The 19,478-nt window shown below is 63.2% G+C and carries 17 protein-coding genes and 1 pseudogene; 7 read left to right on the top strand and 11 right to left on the bottom strand.

Translation table 11 applies throughout. The annotated features are described in order from the left end of the window. Positions 1-29 precede the first annotated feature (29 nt). Both gatB and NLY33_RS21900 read left to right on the top strand, forming a co-directional pair. Complete coding sequence (gene gatB / locus NLY33_RS21905) at positions 30-1,529, top strand: Asp-tRNA(Asn)/Glu-tRNA(Gln) amidotransferase subunit GatB (protein ID WP_023688375.1); 1,500 nt, start codon at positions 30-32, stop codon at positions 1,527-1,529. 4 nt (positions 1,530-1,533) lie between these two features. Continuing rightward, positions 1,534-2,022 carry a GNAT family N-acetyltransferase gene (locus tag NLY33_RS21900; RefSeq protein ID WP_023688376.1) on the top strand — a complete coding sequence of 163 codons (489 nt, stop codon included), beginning with the start codon at positions 1,534-1,536 and terminating at the stop codon, positions 2,020-2,022. Between the two features lie 16 nt (positions 2,023-2,038). Here the strand turns inward: NLY33_RS21900 and NLY33_RS21895 are convergent, their stop codons facing one another. From NLY33_RS21895 to panB, 4 genes are all read right to left on the bottom strand, one after another. Next, a complete protein-coding gene (locus tag NLY33_RS21895; protein ID WP_050587445.1) occupies positions 2,039-3,439 on the bottom strand; it encodes an ArnT family glycosyltransferase in 1,401 nt (466 codons plus the stop codon). Between the two features lie 182 nt (positions 3,440-3,621). Beyond that, on the bottom strand, positions 3,622-4,782 hold the full coding sequence (locus NLY33_RS21890; protein WP_023706621.1) for a helix-turn-helix transcriptional regulator: 1,161 nt from the start codon (positions 4,780-4,782) through the stop codon (positions 3,622-3,624). A gap of 224 nt (positions 4,783-5,006) precedes the next feature. Further along, positions 5,007-5,864: a pantoate--beta-alanine ligase gene (gene panC, locus NLY33_RS21885; protein ID WP_023706622.1), complete on the bottom strand. Its 858-nt coding sequence runs from the start codon at positions 5,862-5,864 to the stop codon at positions 5,007-5,009. Between the two features lie 11 nt (positions 5,865-5,875). Further along, on the bottom strand, positions 5,876-6,706 hold the full coding sequence (gene panB / locus NLY33_RS21880; RefSeq protein WP_023702475.1) for a 3-methyl-2-oxobutanoate hydroxymethyltransferase: 831 nt from the start codon (positions 6,704-6,706) through the stop codon (positions 5,876-5,878). Positions 6,707-7,031: 325 nt separating this feature from the next. On the opposite strand from panB, the gene NLY33_RS21875 reads away from it, so the two are divergent. From NLY33_RS21875 to NLY33_RS21865, 3 genes are all read left to right on the top strand, one after another. Next, the gene (locus tag NLY33_RS21875; RefSeq protein WP_023667491.1) at positions 7,032-7,430 is read left to right on the top strand and encodes an NADH:ubiquinone oxidoreductase subunit NDUFA12; all 399 of its coding nucleotides are present in this window, start codon (positions 7,032-7,034) and stop codon (positions 7,428-7,430) included. A gap of 115 nt (positions 7,431-7,545) precedes the next feature. Beyond that, on the top strand, positions 7,546-8,097 hold the full coding sequence (locus NLY33_RS21870; protein ID WP_023667490.1) for a DUF2155 domain-containing protein: 552 nt from the start codon (positions 7,546-7,548) through the stop codon (positions 8,095-8,097). 75 nt (positions 8,098-8,172) lie between these two features. Continuing rightward, on the top strand, positions 8,173-8,556 hold the full coding sequence (locus NLY33_RS21865; protein ID WP_023702474.1) for a hypothetical protein: 384 nt from the start codon (positions 8,173-8,175) through the stop codon (positions 8,554-8,556). A gap of 42 nt (positions 8,557-8,598) precedes the next feature. Here NLY33_RS21865 and aat read toward each other — a convergent pair whose 3' ends face one another. The 6 genes from aat to NLY33_RS21835 form a co-directional block, all read right to left on the bottom strand. Continuing rightward, on the bottom strand, positions 8,599-9,216 hold the full coding sequence (aat, locus tag NLY33_RS21860; RefSeq protein ID WP_023681498.1) for a leucyl/phenylalanyl-tRNA--protein transferase: 618 nt from the start codon (positions 9,214-9,216) through the stop codon (positions 8,599-8,601). A gap of 27 nt (positions 9,217-9,243) precedes the next feature. After that, a complete protein-coding gene (gene accC / locus NLY33_RS21855) occupies positions 9,244-10,587 on the bottom strand; it encodes an acetyl-CoA carboxylase biotin carboxylase subunit (protein WP_023681497.1) in 1,344 nt (447 codons plus the stop codon). A 10-nt stretch (positions 10,588-10,597) separates the two neighbouring features. Then, positions 10,598-11,062 carry an acetyl-CoA carboxylase biotin carboxyl carrier protein gene (gene accB, locus NLY33_RS21850; protein WP_023681496.1) on the bottom strand — a complete coding sequence of 155 codons (465 nt, stop codon included), beginning with the start codon at positions 11,060-11,062 and terminating at the stop codon, positions 10,598-10,600. A 26-nt stretch (positions 11,063-11,088) separates the two neighbouring features. After that, positions 11,089-11,523: a type II 3-dehydroquinate dehydratase gene (aroQ, locus tag NLY33_RS21845; protein WP_023667485.1), complete on the bottom strand. Its 435-nt coding sequence runs from the start codon at positions 11,521-11,523 to the stop codon at positions 11,089-11,091. A 150-nt stretch (positions 11,524-11,673) separates the two neighbouring features. Next, the gene (locus NLY33_RS21840; protein WP_023708475.1) at positions 11,674-12,477 is read right to left on the bottom strand and encodes a DsbA family protein; all 804 of its coding nucleotides are present in this window, start codon (positions 12,475-12,477) and stop codon (positions 11,674-11,676) included. 58 nt (positions 12,478-12,535) lie between these two features. Beyond that, entirely contained in the window at positions 12,536-13,948 is a 1,413-nt protein-coding gene (locus tag NLY33_RS21835) for a M48 family metalloprotease (protein ID WP_023707006.1), read from the bottom strand. 152 nt (positions 13,949-14,100) lie between these two features. On the opposite strand from NLY33_RS21835, the gene NLY33_RS21830 reads away from it, so the two are divergent. Continuing rightward, on the top strand, positions 14,101-15,249 hold the full coding sequence (locus NLY33_RS21830; RefSeq protein ID WP_023707005.1) for a pyridoxal phosphate-dependent aminotransferase: 1,149 nt from the start codon (positions 14,101-14,103) through the stop codon (positions 15,247-15,249). Positions 15,250-15,260: 11 nt separating this feature from the next. Then, positions 15,261-16,190: a glutaminase gene (locus tag NLY33_RS21825; protein WP_023707004.1), complete on the top strand. Its 930-nt coding sequence runs from the start codon at positions 15,261-15,263 to the stop codon at positions 16,188-16,190. Between the two features lie 93 nt (positions 16,191-16,283). Here NLY33_RS21825 and NLY33_RS21820 read toward each other — a convergent pair. After that, positions 16,284-19,197 (bottom strand): annotated as a pseudogene (locus tag NLY33_RS21820) (Rne/Rng family ribonuclease). Between the last annotated feature and the right edge of the window lie 281 nt (positions 19,198-19,478).

Raw genomic sequence — 19,478 nt, 5'->3', positions numbered from 1 at the left:
GTTTTCGCGAGCCAAAAGCGCAGGCCACCATGACCCTTATCGATACCCGCACGCCCGACGCCAAACGTTTTATCCCCGGCGCCACCGGCGATTGGGAGATCATCATCGGCCTCGAGGTTCACGCGCAGGTGACCTCGGAAGCAAAGCTGTTTTCCGGGGCGTCGACGACTTTCGGCGCGGCGCCCAACGCCAATGTCAGTCTGGTCGACGCGGCCATGCCCGGCATGCTGCCGGTCATCAATGAGGAATGCGTCAAGCAGGCGATCCGCACCGGCCTCGGATTGAAGGCGCAGATCAACCACAAGTCGGTGTTCGACCGGAAAAACTATTTCTATCCCGACCTGCCGCAGGGTTACCAGATATCGCAGTTCAAGCAGCCGATCGTCGGCGAAGGCACGATCGTCATTTCGGTCGGTCCCGACCGGCAGGGCGAGTTCGAGGACATCGAGATCGGCATCGAGCGCCTGCACCTGGAGCAGGACGCCGGCAAGTCGATGCACGATCAGCATCCCACCATGTCCTATGTCGATCTCAACCGCTCCGGCGTGGCGCTGATGGAGATTGTCTCCAAGCCCGACATGCGCTCCGCCGACGAGGCCAAGGCGTATGTCACCAAGCTGCGCACCATCGTGCGCTATCTCGGCACTTGCGACGGCAACATGGACGAAGGTTCGATGCGCGCCGACGTCAACGTCTCCGTTCGCAAGCCCGGCGGCGAATTCGGTACGCGCTGTGAGATCAAGAACGTCAACTCGATCCGCTTCATCGGCCAGGCCATCGAGTTCGAGGCGCGCCGACAGATCGCCATCCTCGAGGATGGCGGCAAGATCGACCAGGAAACCAGGCTGTTCGACGCCGTCAAAGGCGAGACGCGCTCGATGCGCAGCAAGGAAGAGGCGCATGACTACCGCTACTTCCCCGATCCCGACCTTTTGCCGCTGGAGTTCGACCAGGCCTATGTCGACGCGCTGGCCAAGGAGTTGCCGGAACTGCCCGACGACAAGAAGGCGCGCCTGATCTCCTCACTTGGCCTGTCGACATACGACGCCTCGATCCTGGTGTCGGAAAAGCCGATCGCCGACTATTTCGAGCAGGTGGCCTCGGGCCGCGACGGCAAGCTTGCCGCCAACTGGGTCATCAATGACCTGCTCGGCCAGCTTAACAAGGCCGGCAAGGGCATTGAAAATGCTCCTGTAACACCGGAGCAGCTCGGTGCCGTGATCGACCTGATCAAGGAAGGCACCATCTCCGGCAAGATCGCCAAGGATCTGTTCGAGATCGTCTGGAACGAGGGCGGCGATCCGCGCCAGTTGGTCGAAAGCCGCGGCATGAAGCAGGTCACCGACACCGGCGCCATCGAGAAAGCGGTCGACGAGGTGATCGCCGCCAACCCCGACAAGGTCGAGCAGGCTCGCGCCAAGCCGACCATGGCCGGCTGGTTCGTCGGCCAGGTGATGAAAGCCACCGGCGGCAAGGCCAACCCGCAGGCGGTCAACGATCTGGTCAAGGCCAAGCTCGGTATCGAATAGAACAATGTTCGTCCGCACCGCCAGCGAACGTGACCTTGCCGCCGTCCGCGCGCTGCTGGTCGAAACCTGGCACGCAACCTACGACACGATCTATGGCGCCCAGCGGGTGACCGAAATTACCGACGACTGGCATTCGATCGCCTCGCTCAAGGCGCGGCTGACAAGGCCGAACTCGGAATTCCTGGTCGCCGATGACGGCAAGCGTATCGGCGGGATGGCTTTTGCCGCCGCAACGGCGGATGCGAAGATCGTGTTGCTGAACCAGCTCTATGTACTGCCGGCCTGCCAGCGGCAAGGCATCGGCCAGGCCTTGCTGGACGAGGTCGAAGCCAGCTTTCCCGAGGCGAACAGGTTGCGCGTCGAGGTGGAAGAGGCCAACGTGCCGGCCATCGCCTTCTACCGTTCGAAGGGATTTTTGCCGGTCGGCAGCACCGCCGATTGCGGCGGCGGTTCGGGGTTGCCGGCGCTGATCTTCGAGAAACCGCTGGGATAGGCGCCCGACGAAACGCTCAGTGCTGTCCTTTCAGCACGACCAGATAGCCGCGTTCCACCGGCTGCCGGAAGGCGATCTGTTCGGATGTGCCCGGATCTTTCGATTGCTTTTCGATGACGTAGCCGCCGGGGTGAGACTTGAGCCATTCCTCGGGCTTGTCGGCGTTCTCGAATGGCTTCTCTATTCGCCCAAGGAAACCGACCTCGCCCTGATAGTCGTAAGCGACGGCCCAGTCCGCGTCCTTTCGTTCGTCGATGAAGCTCGCCAGCGGCGTGAGATCGTAGCGTTTGAACACGGTCGCCGAGGCGGCGGCGTGGCCGATGGCGAAAAGGGCAAGCATGACAAAGGCCGTCGCCCTCAGCCTGGCGACTGAAATCTCAGCCATGAAGTAGCCCAGCAGAATGGTCGCGAAGGGTAGTGCCGGCACGACATAGTGCGGCTGCTTGCCGGATATGGCGCTGAAGACCAGCAGCACCGCAATGAACGAGAACGACAGCAGGCGCAGGGCACGCAGATCCGGGGATTTGGTGTCGATCAGGCTGCGTATCCGGGCAGCCGGCCTCAGCCGCCACACCGGGGGGATAAAGGCCCAGGGCACGAACATGAGCGGCAACAGCATCAGGTAAAAGTAAAACGGCCGGCCATGCGAATTGTGCAGGCTTCCGGTAACCCGACCCGCCGACTGGTTCCAGACGAGGTCGTAGACGAAACTGCCCTTGGTCAGGATGGTCGCGGGCGCCAGCCATATGGCGACCGGGACAAGGGCGGCGAGAATTGCCAGGCCGGCCCCGGCAAAGAACTGCAAAGGGGCAAGGCCGGCTCGCCGGTCACGCCAGAGGGGATAGAGTAGGACGGGCGCGCCGATGTGAATGAGCACGACCGGGCCTTTGGCCAGCACGCCGAGCCCGATGAACAGACCCGCCAGCACCGCCTGCCAGCGGTTGCCGGTCCTGGCGAAGCCCAGCAACGACAGCAGTGCGGCGACCACGCAGGCCGTCAAAAGCATGTCGAACAGGATCAGGGTCGAATAGATGACAAAGACGGTGCTGCCGGCCACCAGCCAGGGGATGCGGCTGGCGATGTCCTGGCGCTCGGGAAACAGGGTTTTGGCCAGAAGCGTCGTCAGCCAGATGACCAGCGACGAGGCGGCGAAGATGACGAGCATCGCCGCCGCGCGGCTCACGCCGAAGATGTTCCAAGAGAGATCGATGAGCCAGAACAACAGCGGCGGCTTCTGCAGATAGGGCGCAAAGTTCATCGTCGGTACGAAGACATGTCCACCGAGATACATCTCCCAGGCGACGCTGAGATAGCGCGTCTCATCGACCGGCAGTAGCGGACGGAAAGCGAGCGCGATGCAAAGCAGGGCCAGCAGGAAGAGGTAAGGCAGCAGCCGTTCAATTCGTGTCGGTATCAAGTTCGGGGACCGCCCAGGAAATCGTTTCCACGTCCGGTCGTGCACGATGCACCGTCTCCGGACCGGAGCAGAACCGCACCATGATTTTGGCCGAATTGCAACGATGCCGGCTTGGTATTGTGGATTACGCGTGCGTACCGGCAAATAGTTGAAAGATTTGACGATTGGCTCCGAGTATGGCTTCAGGCCGAGCGCAGCGGCGGCGTCAATTCGCGCATCAGGAGTTCCAGCTCTCGCTGGTCGCCGGTGGCGGTCTTGTCGAAGATGGTTGCCAGCTGTGATTTGACGGTGCCGTCCGAGACGCCGCTGGCAGCCGCGATTTCACGCCGTGTCAGCCCGGCGGCGACATGGCCGGCGACACGCTTTTCCGCTGCGGTCAGTCCGAACAGCGCAGCGATCGCTTCCAGCGCCGGCACTGATGCGGCGCCGGCGGCGGCAATGAAAATGGCCGCGGCGGCGCGCGGCGATATGCGGGCCGAAATGTCGCGTCGCGCCAGAGGCATGACATGCGCCACCGCCGGAGACATGGCCTTCACCAGCGGAATGTTGATGCCGGACGGTCCGAGCGCGAATTCGTCGCGCGTGCCGAGCTGGACGGCGCGGCCGATGGCGGTGTTGGCGTTGGCATAAGCGAAGGACAGCTGGCCGCGCACCGAGGACACTGAGGCGGTTTCGGTGAGCAGGGCTTCGGCTGCCGGATTGGCGAAAATGATCTGCATATCGTCGGCGACGATCAGCACTGGATGGTCGAGGCTCTCAAGGATCGAGCGAAAGATGTCGGCCTTGCGCCGCTCGGCCTCGAACAGGTCGCCGATGGTCACCGCACGCCGGACATGGGGGGCGAGCCTGGACATCAGGTCGATATCCCTGGCTGAAATCTGGGGCCTGTCCTTGTCGGTAACCACCATCAGCGTGCCGGTGCGCGCCGGCTGCTTCATCAGCGCTACCCAGAAGAAATCGTCGAGACGGTTGGGTTCCACCCACTCGCGCACGATGCGGCTTTCGAGCCAGTTCTGGCGGGCGTCAGGGCCTTGCAGGGCGTAGACGCTGTCGACGGTGAACGGTATGTCGACTTCCATCTTCGGCACCGCCTTGAAAAAGGGCACCTCGCAGGCGTAGTCGCGCTGCAGCGGCTCAAGCAGAACCGGATCGCCGCAGGAAGTCGAAAACCGGGCCGAGTTTCTCGCCGTATCGACGACCGCCAGCATGGCAAGCCGGCCGAGCGCCAATTTGCAGATTGATTCAAGCGTCGATGGCCAACGGCCGACATCGACAATCGAATCGTAGATTGCCTCGACGATCTGCGGCAGGGCGCGACCGACTATGTTGGCCTGGACAGACACGTAGAGCCTCGTAAGGATTGCAGCGTAGTGGCAGGTCACACACTGTCTCTGCCTGGGGTCGCACACAACATAGCCGGCTTGGTTACGTCTGTGAAACGTCTCACAGCGGCGTTCGGTGTATCGTGAGCGCTTACGGGCTGGCCAGAACGTACCTGATGAGCCGTTGTCTAAGAGCGCTCGGGCCGCTCTGCGATACAAATCAAAGTGAACGGAATTGGAATTTTTCAGGGAATAAATGAGTAAACTTCCACATTGTCGATCAACCTGGTTCTGCCAAGCCACGCCGCGGCAAGCAGGCGGCCATCGCCGTCACGCCGCCACGAGGTGAGCGTCAGGCTCTCGCGCGCGGCGACATAGTCGACGCTGTCGAAGCCTGCCTCGAGAAGCGCGGCAGTGGCTTTACCGGTCACGCCGTTTTCATCGGCACCGGCCGCGAGCGCTGCCGCCGTCTGGCGCAAGATGACATTGAGCTGTCGCGCGACGTCGAGCTCGGCGGCGTCGAGATAGGCGTTGCGCGACGACATTGCCAGGCCATGCGCATCGCGCACGGTTGGCGCGCCGACGATTTCCACCGGAAGGTCAAGATCGCGGCAGAGCTTTCGGACGACGCAAAGCTGCTGGTAGTCTTTTTCGCCGAAGATGGCGTAGTCGGGCAGGGCTTGCAGAAAGAGCTTGGCCACGACCGTGGCGACGCCCTCGAAGAAGGTCGGCCTGAAATCCGATTCCAGGCCAGAAGACGGGCCGCCGACCGAAATCTTCGTCGCAAAGCCTGCCGGATACATCTCGGAAACCGTAGGCGTGAAGGCAAGCTGTGCGCCGGCCTCGGTCAGCCGGTCGAGATCGCGGGCCAGCTGACGCGGATACTTGTCGAGATCTTCAGTGGGGGCGAACTGGGCCGGGTTGACGAAGATCGAGACGACGCAGCGATCGGCCGTTGCGAGCGCGGCCCCGACCAGCGAGATATGGCCGTCATGCAAAGCGCCCATGGTCGGCACCATGGCGACGCTCAGGCCTTCGCGCCGCCATTCGCGGATCTGCGCGCGAAGGCCGGGCACGGTGTCGACGACGAGCGGCTGGCTTATGGGGGGCCGGTTCATGCCTTGTCCTTGTCGCTCGCGGCTGAAAAGACGTGGCCCGGCCCGGGGAAGGTGCGGCTGCGCACCTCCGCCGCATAACGCGCCGCGGCATCGGCGACCGCGCTGCGCAAATCGGCGTATTCCTTGACGAATTTCGGCACCCGGTCGACCGTCAGGCCGACCATGTCGTCGATGACCAGGATCTGGCCGTCGCAATCGCGGCTGGCGCCGATGCCGATGGTGGGAATGGCAATGCGCCGGGTGAGGTCGGCGGCAACGGTCTCGACCGTGCCTTCGATGACCAGCGAAAACGCGCCGGCCTTTGCGACCGCGTCGGCGTCGCGCATGAGCGCGGCCACATTCTCCGGCGTGCGGCCCTTGATCTTGTAGCCACCGTCCTTTTCCACCGATTGCGGCTGCAAGCCGATATGGCCCATCACTGGAATGCCGGCCGCGACGATTGCGGCGATCTGGAGGGCGACGTCGACGCCGCCTTCCAGCTTCACCGCCTGGCAGCCGGTTTCCTCAGAGATGCGGCGCGCCGAGGCAAGGGCTTGCGCGGCCGAAGTCTCGTAGCTGCCGGCCGGCATGTCGACCACCACGCAGGCCTTTGCCGAGCCGCGCATCACGGCCTGGCCATGGACGATCATCATTTCCAGCGACGCGCCAAGCGTGGTCTTGTGGCCATGCAGCACCATGGCAACGCTGTCGCCGACCAGGAGAAGGTCGACATGATCGTCGAGCAGGCGGGCGACGGGATAGGTGTAAGCGGTAAGGCATACGACCGGCACGCCGCCCTTGCGGGCGCGTATTGTCTCCGCACTGATCCTGGCGACAGCTGGGGCCATTCCTCACCTCCCGCAGCCGGCGTTGACTACAGCGCCGCGCGTCCCGTGGACGCGCAAAGGACGCTGTAGCACTTTGGTTTGCGCATGATCCTTTCCGAAAATCGATTTCGATTTTCGGGGTCATGCGGCAGCGCCGACGATGAGAGCTTTAGGAAGACGCAGCCGGCTTGGCAAGCGTCGGTTCGCAGGTGCGAAATGGATCGGCCAATCACTGAGCGTTTCGGCATGCCGTCAGTGCCGCAGGCACCGCAAAACCCTTGCCTTCGCGGAGTCCTGACGCCATAAGCAGGAAGCTGGCACCGCCGTGCGCCCCGCGAGGATCTGAATGAAAACTTTCCTTCTGCAGTTTTTCACCTGGTGGAACCGCCAGACGCTGGGAACCCGTTTTCACACCTGGCGCCACGGCAACAAGGTCGGCCAGGATGGGGCCGGCAACGTCTACTACGAAGGCGGCGTCGATTCGGAAGGCCGCACCCGCCGCTGGGTCATCTACGCCAATTATTCGGAGGCGTCGGCGATCCCTCCGGGCTGGCACGGCTGGATGCATCACCGCGTCGATGTGGCGCCGCCAAGCGATGACTATCGGCCGCGCGAATGGGAAAAGGCGCATGAGCCGAACCTCACGGGAACACCGGCGGCTTATCGCCCGAAGGGTTCCGTGCTCACCAATCAGCACCGTCCGCAGGTGACGGGCGACTACGATGCGTGGACGCCTGGTTCTTGACCGCCGGCCGGTCCTTTGTCGCCACAATTGGCGTTTAGCTGCTTGCTGATATGACAACGGCGAATAGCCTTGGGCGTGACAGAATCACCCGGGCCCAAACCACCGGTATCTCCGCATGAACATTTTCAGCCTGACATCGATGGCCGGACTGGCGGCAATTGGCGCTATCGCCATGTTCCCGACAGCGTTTGCCGCGGCGCAGGCGCCTGCGGCAGCACCCGCAATCTCCGATCGCATCACCAATCCGGTCGCCGAATTTGCCGGCATCGACAAGATCACCGGCCGTATCATCACCTTCGATGTCTACATCGACGAAACCGTGCAGTTCGGCGCTTTGCAGGTGACGCCGCGCATCTGCTATTCGCGGCCGGAGAATGAAGAGCCGAAGACCGATTCCTTCGTCGAAGTCGACGAAATCACGCTCGACCGCAAGATCCGCCGCATCTTCACCGGCTGGATGTTCGCCGAGAGCCCCGGCCTAAACGCCGTCGAGCACGCCGTCTATGACGTCTGGCTAAAGGGCTGCAAGCAGAAGTCGGATGTGCCGCCGCCCGACGCGGCCAATGCCGAGACGCCCAAGGTCGACACGTCCAAGCCAAAGCCCGCCGCTGCTCCGGCCGCCGAACAGCCAGACCCCACGGAACCTGACGCGACCAACACCAACTGATCCTCCGGAACCGTGGTGGCAACTATGCGTTGGGCCATGGACGATGACGCATTTATGCGCTTGGAGGATATTCTGATGTCGGACAGCAAACGGATAACGGCCAGCAAAGACGACCTGCTCGAACTCGAAAAGGGGTTCTGGACGGGCGACGAAGCTTACTACGCCGCCAATGTCGACACAGAATGCCTGGTGGCATTTCCTGAGATGGCACAGGCAATGGACAATGCCGATCTGGCCAAGACCGCGACCAAGCCCAACCGCTGGCGCGACCTTCAGATCGACCTCAAGGGTATCATCGAGCCCGGCAGCGACATTATCATGCTGACCTATGAGGCTCATGCGACACGGGAAAACGGCGAGCCCTACGCGGCGCTGGTCAGCACTGGCTATGTCCACCGTGTCAACGGCTGGAAGATGATGTTCCATTCGCAGACGCCGATGGAAGCCGCGAAGGGCTGACCCCTTTCACCGGTCGAGCCGGCTCGGCCGCTCGGTCTCCGATCAGGGATAAAAAACGGCTTCGCCCTTCAGCGCGTCGGCCAACATCTTCTCGTATTTGACGCGCGGCACGTCGACCGCGCCGAAGCGTTTGAGATGCTCAGTGGTGAATTGCGTGTCGAGCAGGGCAAAGCCGCGCGCCTTCAGCCGCTCGACCAGATGATACAGGCAGGTCTTGGACGCGTCGGTTTCCCGGGCGAACATGCTTTCGCCGAAGAACACGCGACCGAGCGAGACGCCATAGAGGCCGCCGACCAGCCGTTCCTCGCGCCATGCCTCGACCGAATGGCAGTGCCCCAGACGGTGCAGTTCGATATAGGCTTCGCGGATCGGCGCGTTGATCCAGGTCGAGCGGCGCTCCTCGCGCTTTTCGGCGCAGCCGTCGATCGTCGCCTCGAAATCGAAATCGAAGCGGATGTCGAACGGGTGCTTGCGAATTGTCTTCCGCAAGCTCTTCGGCGTGTGGAAGCCATCGAGCGGTATGATGCCGCGCGTCTCCGGCCGCACCCAGAACACTTCCGGGTCGGAAGCGCTCTCGGCCATCGGGAAGACGCCCGAGGCATAGGCCTTGAGCAACAGGTCGGTCGGAATGCGATAGCCGGGAGCGTAAGGACGGGTCATCGCGGCATCATAGCGGCAAGTCGGGCGCTATTCCTCTTTGGCCAGATACTTTTCCAGCCAGTGGATGTCGTAGTCGCCATTGGCGATATCGGCATTGCCGACCAGGTCGCGAAACAGCGGCAGCGTCGTCTTGATGCCGTCGACGACGAACTCGTCGAGCGCCCGGCGCAGCCGCATCATGCATTCGACGCGGTTGCGGCCGTGCACGATCAGCTTGCCGATCAGGCTGTCATAATAGGGCGGGATCTTGTAGCCGGAATAGACACCGGAATCGACGCGGATGCCGAGACCGCCAGGCGTATGGAAATGCGTAATCGTGCCGGGCGAAGGCGTGAAGGTGCGCGGGTCCTCGGCATTGATGCGGCATTCTATGGCGTGGCCGTTGAACTTGATGTCCTCCTGGCGCACCGAAAGCCCGCCGCCGGAGGCGACGCGGATCTGTTCGTGGACGAGATCGATGCCGGTGATCGCCTCCGTTACCGGATGCTCGACCTGCAGCCGCGTGTTCATCTCGATGAAGTAGAACTCGCCATTCTCGTACAGGAATTCGATGGTGCCTGCGCCGGAGTAGCCGAGGTCGGCGATGGCCTTGGCACAGATATTGCCGATGCGGGCGCGCTCCTCGGCGTTGAGGGCCGGCGAGGGCGCCTCTTCCCAGACTTTCTGATGGCGGCGTTGCAGCGAACAGTCGCGCTCGCCGAAATGCACGCCGCGGCCGGCGCCGTCGCCGAATACCTGCACCTCGATGTGGCGCGGCTTTTCCAGGTATTTCTCGATGTAGACGGCATCGTCGCCGAAGGCCGCGCCGGCCTCCGTGCTGGCTGTCTGCAAGGCGATCTCGAGATCGGCTTCGGTAAGGGCGACCTTCATACCGCGCCCGCCACCGCCTGCCGAAGCCTTGATGATCACGGGATAGCCGATCTCGGCGGCAATGCGCCTGGCTTCCTTCTGGTCGGTGACGGCGCCGTCGGAGCCCGGCACAACCGGAATGCCGAGCCGCTTTGCCGTGCGCTTGGCCTCGATCTTGTCGCCCATGATGCGGATATGGTCGCCCGACGGACCGATGAAGGTGATGTTGTGGGCGGCGAGAATGTCGGCGAACTTGGCGTTTTCCGACAGGAAGCCATAGCCCGGATGCACGGCATCGGCGCCGGTGATCTCGCAGGCTGCGACGATCTGGTGGATGTTGAGATAGCTGTCGCGCGACGGCGGCGGACCGATGCACACGCTTTCGTCGGCGAGCCTGACATGCATGGCGTCAGCGTCGGCGGTCGAATGCACGACCACGGTCTGGATGCCGAGTTCCTTGCAGGCGCGCAGCACCCGAAGCGCGATTTCGCCGCGGTTGGCGATGAGGATCTTCTGGAACATCCGGCCCGCTCTACTCGATCACGACGAGCGGCATGCCGTACTCGACCGGCTGGCCGTCCTCGAACAGGATCGCCGTCACCGTGCCGGCGCGCGGCGAAGGGATCTGGTTCATCGTCTTCATCGCTTCGATGATCAGCAGCGTCTGGCCTTCCTTGACCTTCTGGCCGACTTCGATGAAGGCCTTGGCGTCGGGCGAGGGCGCGAGATAGGCGGTGCCGACCATCGGCGAGGGGACCGCGTTCTTGGACGGGTCGGCCACTGCTGGTGCGGCAGCCGCGCCCGCCGCGGGCTGCTGCGCTGCCGGAGCATAACCGGCCTGCGGGGCGGCGATGGCGTGGACGGCCGGCGCCTGGCGCGACACGCGCACCTTCAGGTCGCCGAGCTCGACTTCGATCTCGGTGAGATTGGTGTCATTCAGTATGCCCGCGAGATCGCGGATCAGTTGCTGGTCAACACCGGTCTTCTTTATCGACATTTTCGAGCCTTCTGTTTGTGGGCCGGTCATAGGCGTGCCGCCAGCGCCTGCAGCGCCAGCGAGTAGCCAAGCGGCCCGAACCCGCAGATCATGCCGACAGCGACCGGCGCGACCATGGAGACGTGGCGGAATGGTTCCCGCGCGTGGATGTTGGAGAGGTGAACTTCGGCGACGGGCAGCGGCGCGACAGCGCGGATGGCGTCGTGAATGGCAATCGAGGTGTGGCTGTAGGCACCCGGATTGATGACGATGCCGGCTGCCTTGTCGCCGGCTTCCTGGATCCAGTCGACGAGGTCGCCCTCATGGTTCGACTGGCGAAAATCAATCTCGAGGCCAAGCGCGGCGCCCGCCTGCTTGCAGTCGTCGGCGATCGCGGCAAGCGTCTTGCCGCCATAGATGCCCGGCTCGCGCTTGCCGAGCGCGTTCAGGTTGGGGCCGTTCAGGACGAAAATCGTTTTCAAAAATGCCGACCTTTTCCGACGCCGGCCTCAAGCCGGCGCGCAGGGCCTTCTATAATGGGCATAGCCGCCCGCGGAAAGAGCACAAGTGCGATCTTTCACTGTCCACAACAGGCGGAAATGTGCCCGTGAGAAATAGGCTCGCGTGCAAGATCAGAGCGCGGCTTTCGCCGCCTCGATCTTTTCAGCCAGCACTTCCTGGCCGAGCGCCCCGAACACCACCTCATTGCCGACCACGTAGGAAGGCGTTCCGGTGATGGCCAGCTTGTTGGCGAGGTCGAAGGTCTTGGAGAAAGCCTCGGTGATGGTCGGATCCTTCATCTTCTCGCGCAATTTTGCCTCATCGGCGCCTAGCGACAGCGCAACCTTGATGGCCGCCGCCTCGGTGGCGCGGCCCTGGCCGCCGAGCAGGGCGTTGTGGAACTCGCCGTATTTCTCCGGATGCATCAGGTGGAAAGCCATCGAGACGACGCTGGCCTTTTGCGAATCCGGCCCGAGGATCGGGAATTCCTTGAGCACGAAGCGCAGTTCCGGATCGGCCTTTGTCAGAGCCTGCATGTCGTCGATGGCGCGTTTGCAGAAGCCGCAATTGTAGTCGTAGAATTCGACGATGGTGACCTTGCCCTTCGGATTGCCGACGACGCCGTCGAAGGTCGAGTTGAAAATCTCGGACTTGGCCTTCTCGATGACGCCGAGGCTGGCTATGCGCTGCTCTTCCTTCTGCTTGGCCTCGAGCGCCTCCTGCACTTCGAGCAGCACTTCGGGGTTCTTCAGGAGATAGTCGCGGATAATGCCCTCGATCTCAGTGCGATCGATCTTGGTGTCGGCAGAGGCGGTTTGCACGGTCTGCGCCGTGCCGGCCTTGGCCACCTGCGGACTGCCGGCGACGAACCCGAAAGCGAGCATGGCAAGAGCAGCCGCCACTCCCGTCGTGCCGAGCAATATTGCCTTGTTCATCGTCTCATCCTCTTTACCGGTTCCGGTCTATCCTAGTCGCCGCGGGCGACCGGAAGGTTCATTTCTTGAGTTTGCCTGAAGGGTTGTAGTTTATGATGTCCTGCGCCCGAATCCAGCCGGGTTCGCCACGCTTCAAGTCCTTTTGCGCGCGCATGGCGAAAATTTTCGCATTCGTGTAATCGCCGGAATAGAAATGGCCCTCGGCGGTGGCGAGTTCCGCCGCCGGAATGTTGCCAAGCTCGCCATAGGCCTGGGCGAGATAGCGGTATCCGACCGTGTTTTCCTTGTCGCGCCCGAGGCCGTTGTTGATCTGCACCACCGCCTTCTTCAGCGAATCGGGCGTGCCGATGGCCATCAGCGCCTGGCCGAGAGAAACGGGCAACAGGCCCGACCTCATCGGATCGAGGCTGACCGCCTTGGCATAGGCGTCCGCGGCGTCCTTGGGCTTGTTGGCCTTCATCAGTATGTCGCCGCGCATTTCCTGGAAGTAGGGGTTCTTCGGCTGTTCCTTGATCAGTGCATTGGCCTTGGTCAGCGCCGCACCCAGATTGCCGTAGAGATAGGCCATCTGCGCTTCGCCATAGCGCGAGGCGAGGCTGCCCGGGGCCTTGCGGATCAGCCGCGTGGCCGCGGCCTGGCCGCCCATATAGGCGGCGATCTTGATGCGCATCATGTCGTGCCGCTGCTGCAGTGCCGGCGGATCGACCTTGTCGACGTTAGGGCTCTGCTTGACCAGCACTTCGAGATTGGCGATGCGCTCCTGCGGCATCGGGTGGCTGATGCGGTAGGGATCGACCTGCGTGCCGGAAAGCGACAGCGCGCTCTGGAAGCGGGCGAAGGTCTTCAGCATGCCCATGCCGGACTGGCCGGTGGCATTGAGATAGGTGATGGCAGAGCGGTCGGCGGTCGACTCTTCGGTGCGCTGGTAGGCAAGAATGCTGCGCTGCGCCATCTCGCCGCCGCCCGCGGCGACACCCATGCCGGCGCCGGCAAGGCCGCGGCTGTTGGTGGTGGCGCCGGCAACGATGGCGCCGGCGCCAAGCAGCGTGGCGATGATGGCCATGGTCTTGGCGCGCTCGAGCTGGTCGCGCAATTTCTGCTGATGGCCGCCTGCGATGTGGCCGGCCTCATGGGCGATGACGCCGATGATCTCGTTGGGCGTTTCGGCCTGCATCAGCGCGCCGGTGTTGATGAACAGCCGGCGCCCGGTAACGAAGGCGTTGAAGCTCTGATCGTTGACCAGAACGATATCGACACCGTCATTGGCAAGACCGGCCGCCTTGAAGATCGGCCGCGCATAGTCGCGCACCAGCGCCTCGATCTCGGCATCGCGCACGACCGGCACCGCCTGGGCGAAGGCCGTCACCGAGCCGGTGACAGCGACGGCGGCGGCAAGCAAAAGCGTCGCGAAGCCGCGCGCTGTCTTCCCCATGGAAGATTTGGACATTGTCGATTTGGGTCGGCTCAGCATGAGGTCCACTGGTAAACGAGCGGGCGAACGATGAAAAGTCACGGCACCGAAACTAGGCGAACTTGTGATCCTCACATCAATCGGGCATTTGTGCGGCGCTGCCGCCGGTTGATGGCTTTGAGCGGCGGGCCGGACGGAAAGATTGAGGTCAAATGGTAGTTTCGCTGTCGCGCCGCGGTGAAGTCGAGCCGTTTCACGCCATGGACATTCTGGCCGAAGCCAACCGGCTGAAGGCGACGGGCGTGCCTGTCGTGTCCATGGCCGTGGGCCAGCCATCCGATCCGGCACCCGTGGGCGTGAGGGAAGCAGCCGCAAATGCGCTGAGGATCGGACGCATCGGCTATACCGACACGCTCGGTCTGGCGGATCTGCGCAAGGCGATCGCCACGCATTATGGCGACCATTACGGGATCGATGTCGCGCCGAACCGGATCGCCGTGACCACGGGATCGTCGGCCGCCTTCAATCTGGCATTCCTGGCGATGTTCGATCCCGGCGACCGCGTCGCCATCGCAGCACCCGGCTATCCGGCCTACCGCAACATCATGGCCGCGCTCGGTATCCAGATCGTCGAGATCGAGCTCGGCAGCGACGCCTATCTTCATGCCGAACATTTGAAATCGGCGCACCGGGAAAAACCGCTGAAGGGTGTGTTGTTCGCCAGCCCGGCCAATCCGACAGGTGCGGTCATTCCCGTCGACGAGTTGTCGGCACTGGTGAGGACAGCCGAAGAACTCGGCATCGCGGTGATATCGGACGAAATTTATCACCGGCTGGCCTATGCCGCGCCCGACACCACGGCGCTGGCCCATGGCTCAGGCGTGACGGTGATCAATTCCTTCTCGAAATATTATTGCATGACCGGATGGCGCATCGGCTGGATGGTGCTGCCGGAAGCTCTGGTGAGGCCGATCGAGCGCATCGCCCAGAGCCTCTACATCTCGCCGCCGGAACTGTCGCAGATCGCCGCGATCGAGGCCTTCAAGGCGACCCAAGAGCTGGAAGCGGTGAAGGCGCGCTATGCCTGGAACCGCGAGCTGTTGATGCGGCGCCTGCCGGAACTCGGATTTCCCTTGGCGGCGCCGATGGACGGCGCCTTCTACGCTTTCTGCGATGTCACCCGGCATACCAATGACAGCATGGCCTTTGCGCGCAAAATGCTGGCCGAAGCGCATGTGGCGGCGACGCCCGGTCGCGATTTCGATCCGCTGGCCGGACACCGCACGATGCGCTTTTCCTATGCCGGCAGCCATGACGACATGGTCGAGGCGTTGGCGCGCATCGAGCGCTGGCTGAAATAGCGGGGACGAGCATGCCGGATCTTGAACAAGCGCTGGCCGACGTCGCCGCCGAGATGGCCGAGCGCTCCGATCGCGGCGAGGTCGCCACCTACATTCCGCAGCTCGGCAAGGTCGATCCGAACAAATTCGGCATTGCCGCCGTGACCAATGACGGCCGCGTGCTGGTCGCCGGCGACGCCGACCAGGCGTTTTCGATCCAGTCCATCTCCAAGGTGTTTACGCTTACGTTGGCGCTCGGCAATGTCGGCGACGCGCTGTGGCAGCGTGTCGGACGCGAGCCGTCGGGCAATCCGTTCAACTCGATCGTGCAGCTCGAGCATGAGAACGGCATTCCGCGCAATCCGTTCATCAATGCCGGCGCCATCGTCGTCTCCGACATACTGCTTGCCGGCCACCAGCCGCGCGAGGCGATCGGCGAAATCCTGCGCTTCATCCAGTTCCTTGCCGATGACGAAGCGATCATCATCGACCGCGAGGTCGCGGCTTCCGAACGCGCCACCGGCTATCGCAACTTCGCGCTTGCCAACTACATGAAATCCTTCGGCAATCTCAACCATGCACCGGAGCTGGCGCTGGGCGTGTACTTCCACCATTGCGCCATCGCCATGAGCTGCCGGCAATTGGCGCTGGCCGGCCGCTTCCTCGCCAATGGCGGCAGAAACCCGGCAACCGGGCACTCCGTGGTGTCTGCCGAGCGGGCGCGGCGCATCGGCGCCATGATGCTGACCTGTGGCCACTATGACGGTTCCGGCGATTTCGCCTTCCGTGTCGGCATTCCCGGCAAAAGCGGCGTCGGCGGCGGCATATTGGGGATCGTGCCGGGTGTTGCTTCGCTCGCCGTATGGTCGCCGGGCTTGAACGCCAACGGCAATTCCAAGCTGGGGTCGATCGCCTTGGAAAAACTGGCCAGGATGATGAACTGGTCGATTTTCGCCCCCTGACGCCTTCCGTCATTCGCGCATGCAAAAATCCCGCGCCGTGGTTTGAACGGCGCGGGATTTTTGTCAGGAACCTATCTTAATCGGCTGAATAGCTTAGAAAAAGCCCTTCCGCTGCCACCAGCCGGCGCGCTTCGGCTTTTCCTCGGCCTTTGCCTCGTCGGCAACGCTGGAGGAAACCACCGGCACCGCGGAGGTATCCGCGGCCACGGCTTTGCGCCGTGACGGGCGAGCCTTGGCGGGCTCGTCGTCGACGGTCGTTTCCGTGGCGGCATCGGCCGCAGCGGGGCGGCTGCTTCGACGGCAGCCTCCGGTGCAGCCTCGGCCGCCGTCTCATCGGCGACTTCCACCACAGCCTTCTTTGCCCTTGAAGCGCGCTTCTTCTTCGGCTTTTCGGCTGGAGCGTCGTCGTTCGCCGCGGCGGGAGCCGCTGCTTCTTCAACCGCTACGGCTGCTACGGGCTCGCTTGCGGCCGTTCCGACTTCAGCGGCCTCGGCCACCGAGGCGGTTTCGCCGGCTTCGGTCTCCGTGCCGTCTTCGCGACGATTGCGCTTGCCGCCGCGCTTGCCGCGACGGCGCTTCTTGCCCTGGGCGTCATCTGATGCTTCCACCGTTTCGACGGCGCCAACCTGGGCTTCGTCTTGCTGTGTTGCATCGTCATCGCCTGGTTCAGCGGCAAAGTCGTCGCTTGCCGCCGAAACCGAAGCACCTTCGGCGCCATGCTCGCGATCGCCATGTTCGCGTTCGCGATCCTTGCCGCCGCGCCGCCTGCGGCGCTTGCGACGCTTGCGATCGCGGCCTTCGCCGTCCTCAGCCGATCTCGGCTGCTGCTGCGATTGCGGCTGCGCCTGGCGCGGCTGCTCGGCCTTTACCACAACCTCGTCGTCTTCCTCCTCGATGACGATCTCGTCCTCGGCTCTTCCGGCTCGACATAGGCCGGGAAGGTTCGCGCTTCGACAAAGCCTTCCGGCTTTTCGGCAATGGCGCCGCGGAAGATCGCGTAGTGCTGCACACCGACCGTATCATCGGCCTCGACGGTGATGGTCAGGCCAAAGCGGCTTTCGAGTTCCACCAGCGTGCCGCGCTTGTGGTTGAGCACATAGAGAGCGGTCGCCGCCGGGGTCCGCACCGTGATGTGGCTGCGCGAATCCTTGAGCAGGAATTCCTCGATCGCCCTCACCACCATCAGCGCCACCGACGAATCGGAGCGCACATGGCCGGTGCCGCCGCAATGCGGGCAGGGCTTCATGGTCGATTCCAGCACGCTGGCGCGGATGCGCTGGCGCGACATCTCCATCAGGCCGAAATGCGAGATGCGGCCGACCTGGATGCGGGCTCGGTCGTTCTTGAGGTGATCCTTCAGCCGCTTCTCGACGGAGCGGTTGTTGCGGTTCTCCTCCATGTCGATGAAGTCGATGACGATCAGGCCGGCGAGATCGCGCAGCCTTAATTGCCTGGCGACTTCTTCCGCCGCTTCAAGGTTGGTGTGGAGAGCGGTGTCCTCGATCGAGTGCTCCTTGGTGGAGCGGCCCGAATTGACGTCGATGGCGACCAGCGCCTCGGTCTGGTTGATGATGATGTAGCCGCCGCTCTTCAGCGTCACCTGCGGCTGCAGCATGCGGTCGAGCTGCGCCTCGATCCCGTTGCGCACGAAGATCGGCGTCGTGTCGCGGAACGGCTGAACGACCTTGGCGTGGCTCGGCATCAGCATGCGCATGAAATCCTTGGCCTCGCGGTAGCCTTCCTCGCCGGAGACAAGAATCTCGTCAATATCCTTGTTGTAGAGGTCGCGCACCGAGCGCTTGATCAGGCTGCCTTCCTCATAGACGAGGGCAGGGGCGGTGGATTGCAGCGTCAGATTGCGGACGTTTTCCCAAAGCCGCATCAGATATTCGTAGTCGCGCTTGATTTCCGCCTTGGTGCGGCTTTCGCCGGCGGTGCGCAGGATGACGCCCATGCCCTGCGGCACTTCGAGATCGGCAACGACCTCCTTGAGGCGCTTGCGGTCGACCGCACTGGTGATCTTGCGCGAAATGCCGCCGCCGCGTGCGGTGTTGGGCATCAGCACGGAATAGCGGCCGGCAAGCGACAGATAGGTGGTGAGTGCAGCGCCCTTGTTGCCGCGCTCTTCCTTGACCACCTGCACCAGCAGGATCTGCCGGCGCTTGATGACTTCCTGAATCTTGTACTGGCGGCGCACCGGCTTGCGGCGGCTGCGCACCTCTTCCAGCGCATCCTCGGCGCCTACGGATTCGATCTCGTGGTCGTCCGGATGCGAGGACTGCACCTCTTCCAGCATGCCGCGGTCATTGTCCCCGGAGGTGGCTTCGCCGCTTGCCTCGCTGGACGACCTTTCGTCACCCGGCTCCGCCGCAGGGACAGCTTCGGAGATCACATCCGCTTCGACGCTTGCCGCAATCGATGTCGGGCCGCCTTCCGACGGTTCGCTCCCGGATGTCTCGGCGTCGGAAGCTTCGCTGTCGCCATGCCCGGCATGATCGTCATGCCCGCCGGTATTGGCCGCGGCATGCTCGGAAGCAGGCGCTTCGGAGACGGCATCGCTGCCGGCATCGCCATGTTCGCCGTTCTCATCATCGGCGCCGGCGTCGCGCTTGTGTTCGCCGCGCTCACGACCCTTGCCGCCGCGCCGGCGGCCGCGCCGGCCGCGATCGCGGCTCTGGCGGTCGTCGCCGTCATTGTCCTCGTTCTCCTCGTCCTCGGCTTCCTGCGCTTCAGCGCGCAGCAAAGCCTGACGATCGGCGACCGGGATCTGGTAATAGTCGGGGTGAATTTCACTGAAGGCGAGGAAACCGTGACGGTTGCCGCCATATTCGACAAAGGCTGCCTGAAGGGAAGGTTCGACGCGCGTTACGCGGGCGAGATAGATGTTTCCTTTGAGCTGCTTCTTGTCCTGGGATTCAAAGTCGAATTCTTCAATACGGTTACCGCGGATAACGACAACGCGTGTTTCCTCCGGGTGGGAGGCGTCTATCAGCATTTTGTTGGGCATTATTTCGTTTCCTCCCGGCAGCCGTCAGCCGCAGCTTGCGAGGCAAAGCCCGCTGCTGCGTGTCTGGGATGTGGGTGCCGGATGTCTGAATGTCCGCCGGACGCCGCTTGAGCGCCATGGCGGTGCCGCCCGCAGCCACAATGGCGCGGTTTGATGCGGACCTTTCCATGATTGCGCTTGAAGCCATCGTCACCAGCAGAACCTTTTGAACCAAAGCCCGGACGAACCGGACCAGCTTGTTTGCTCATACAGAGCCGGCACGGGAACAAACCCGGCCGTTT

Source organism: Mesorhizobium sp. C432A (assembly GCF_030323145.1).
Lineage (GTDB): Bacteria > Pseudomonadota > Alphaproteobacteria > Rhizobiales > Rhizobiaceae > Mesorhizobium.
The sequence above is the reverse complement of the archived record's forward strand: the minus strand, read 5'-3'. Positions and strand labels throughout refer to the sequence as shown.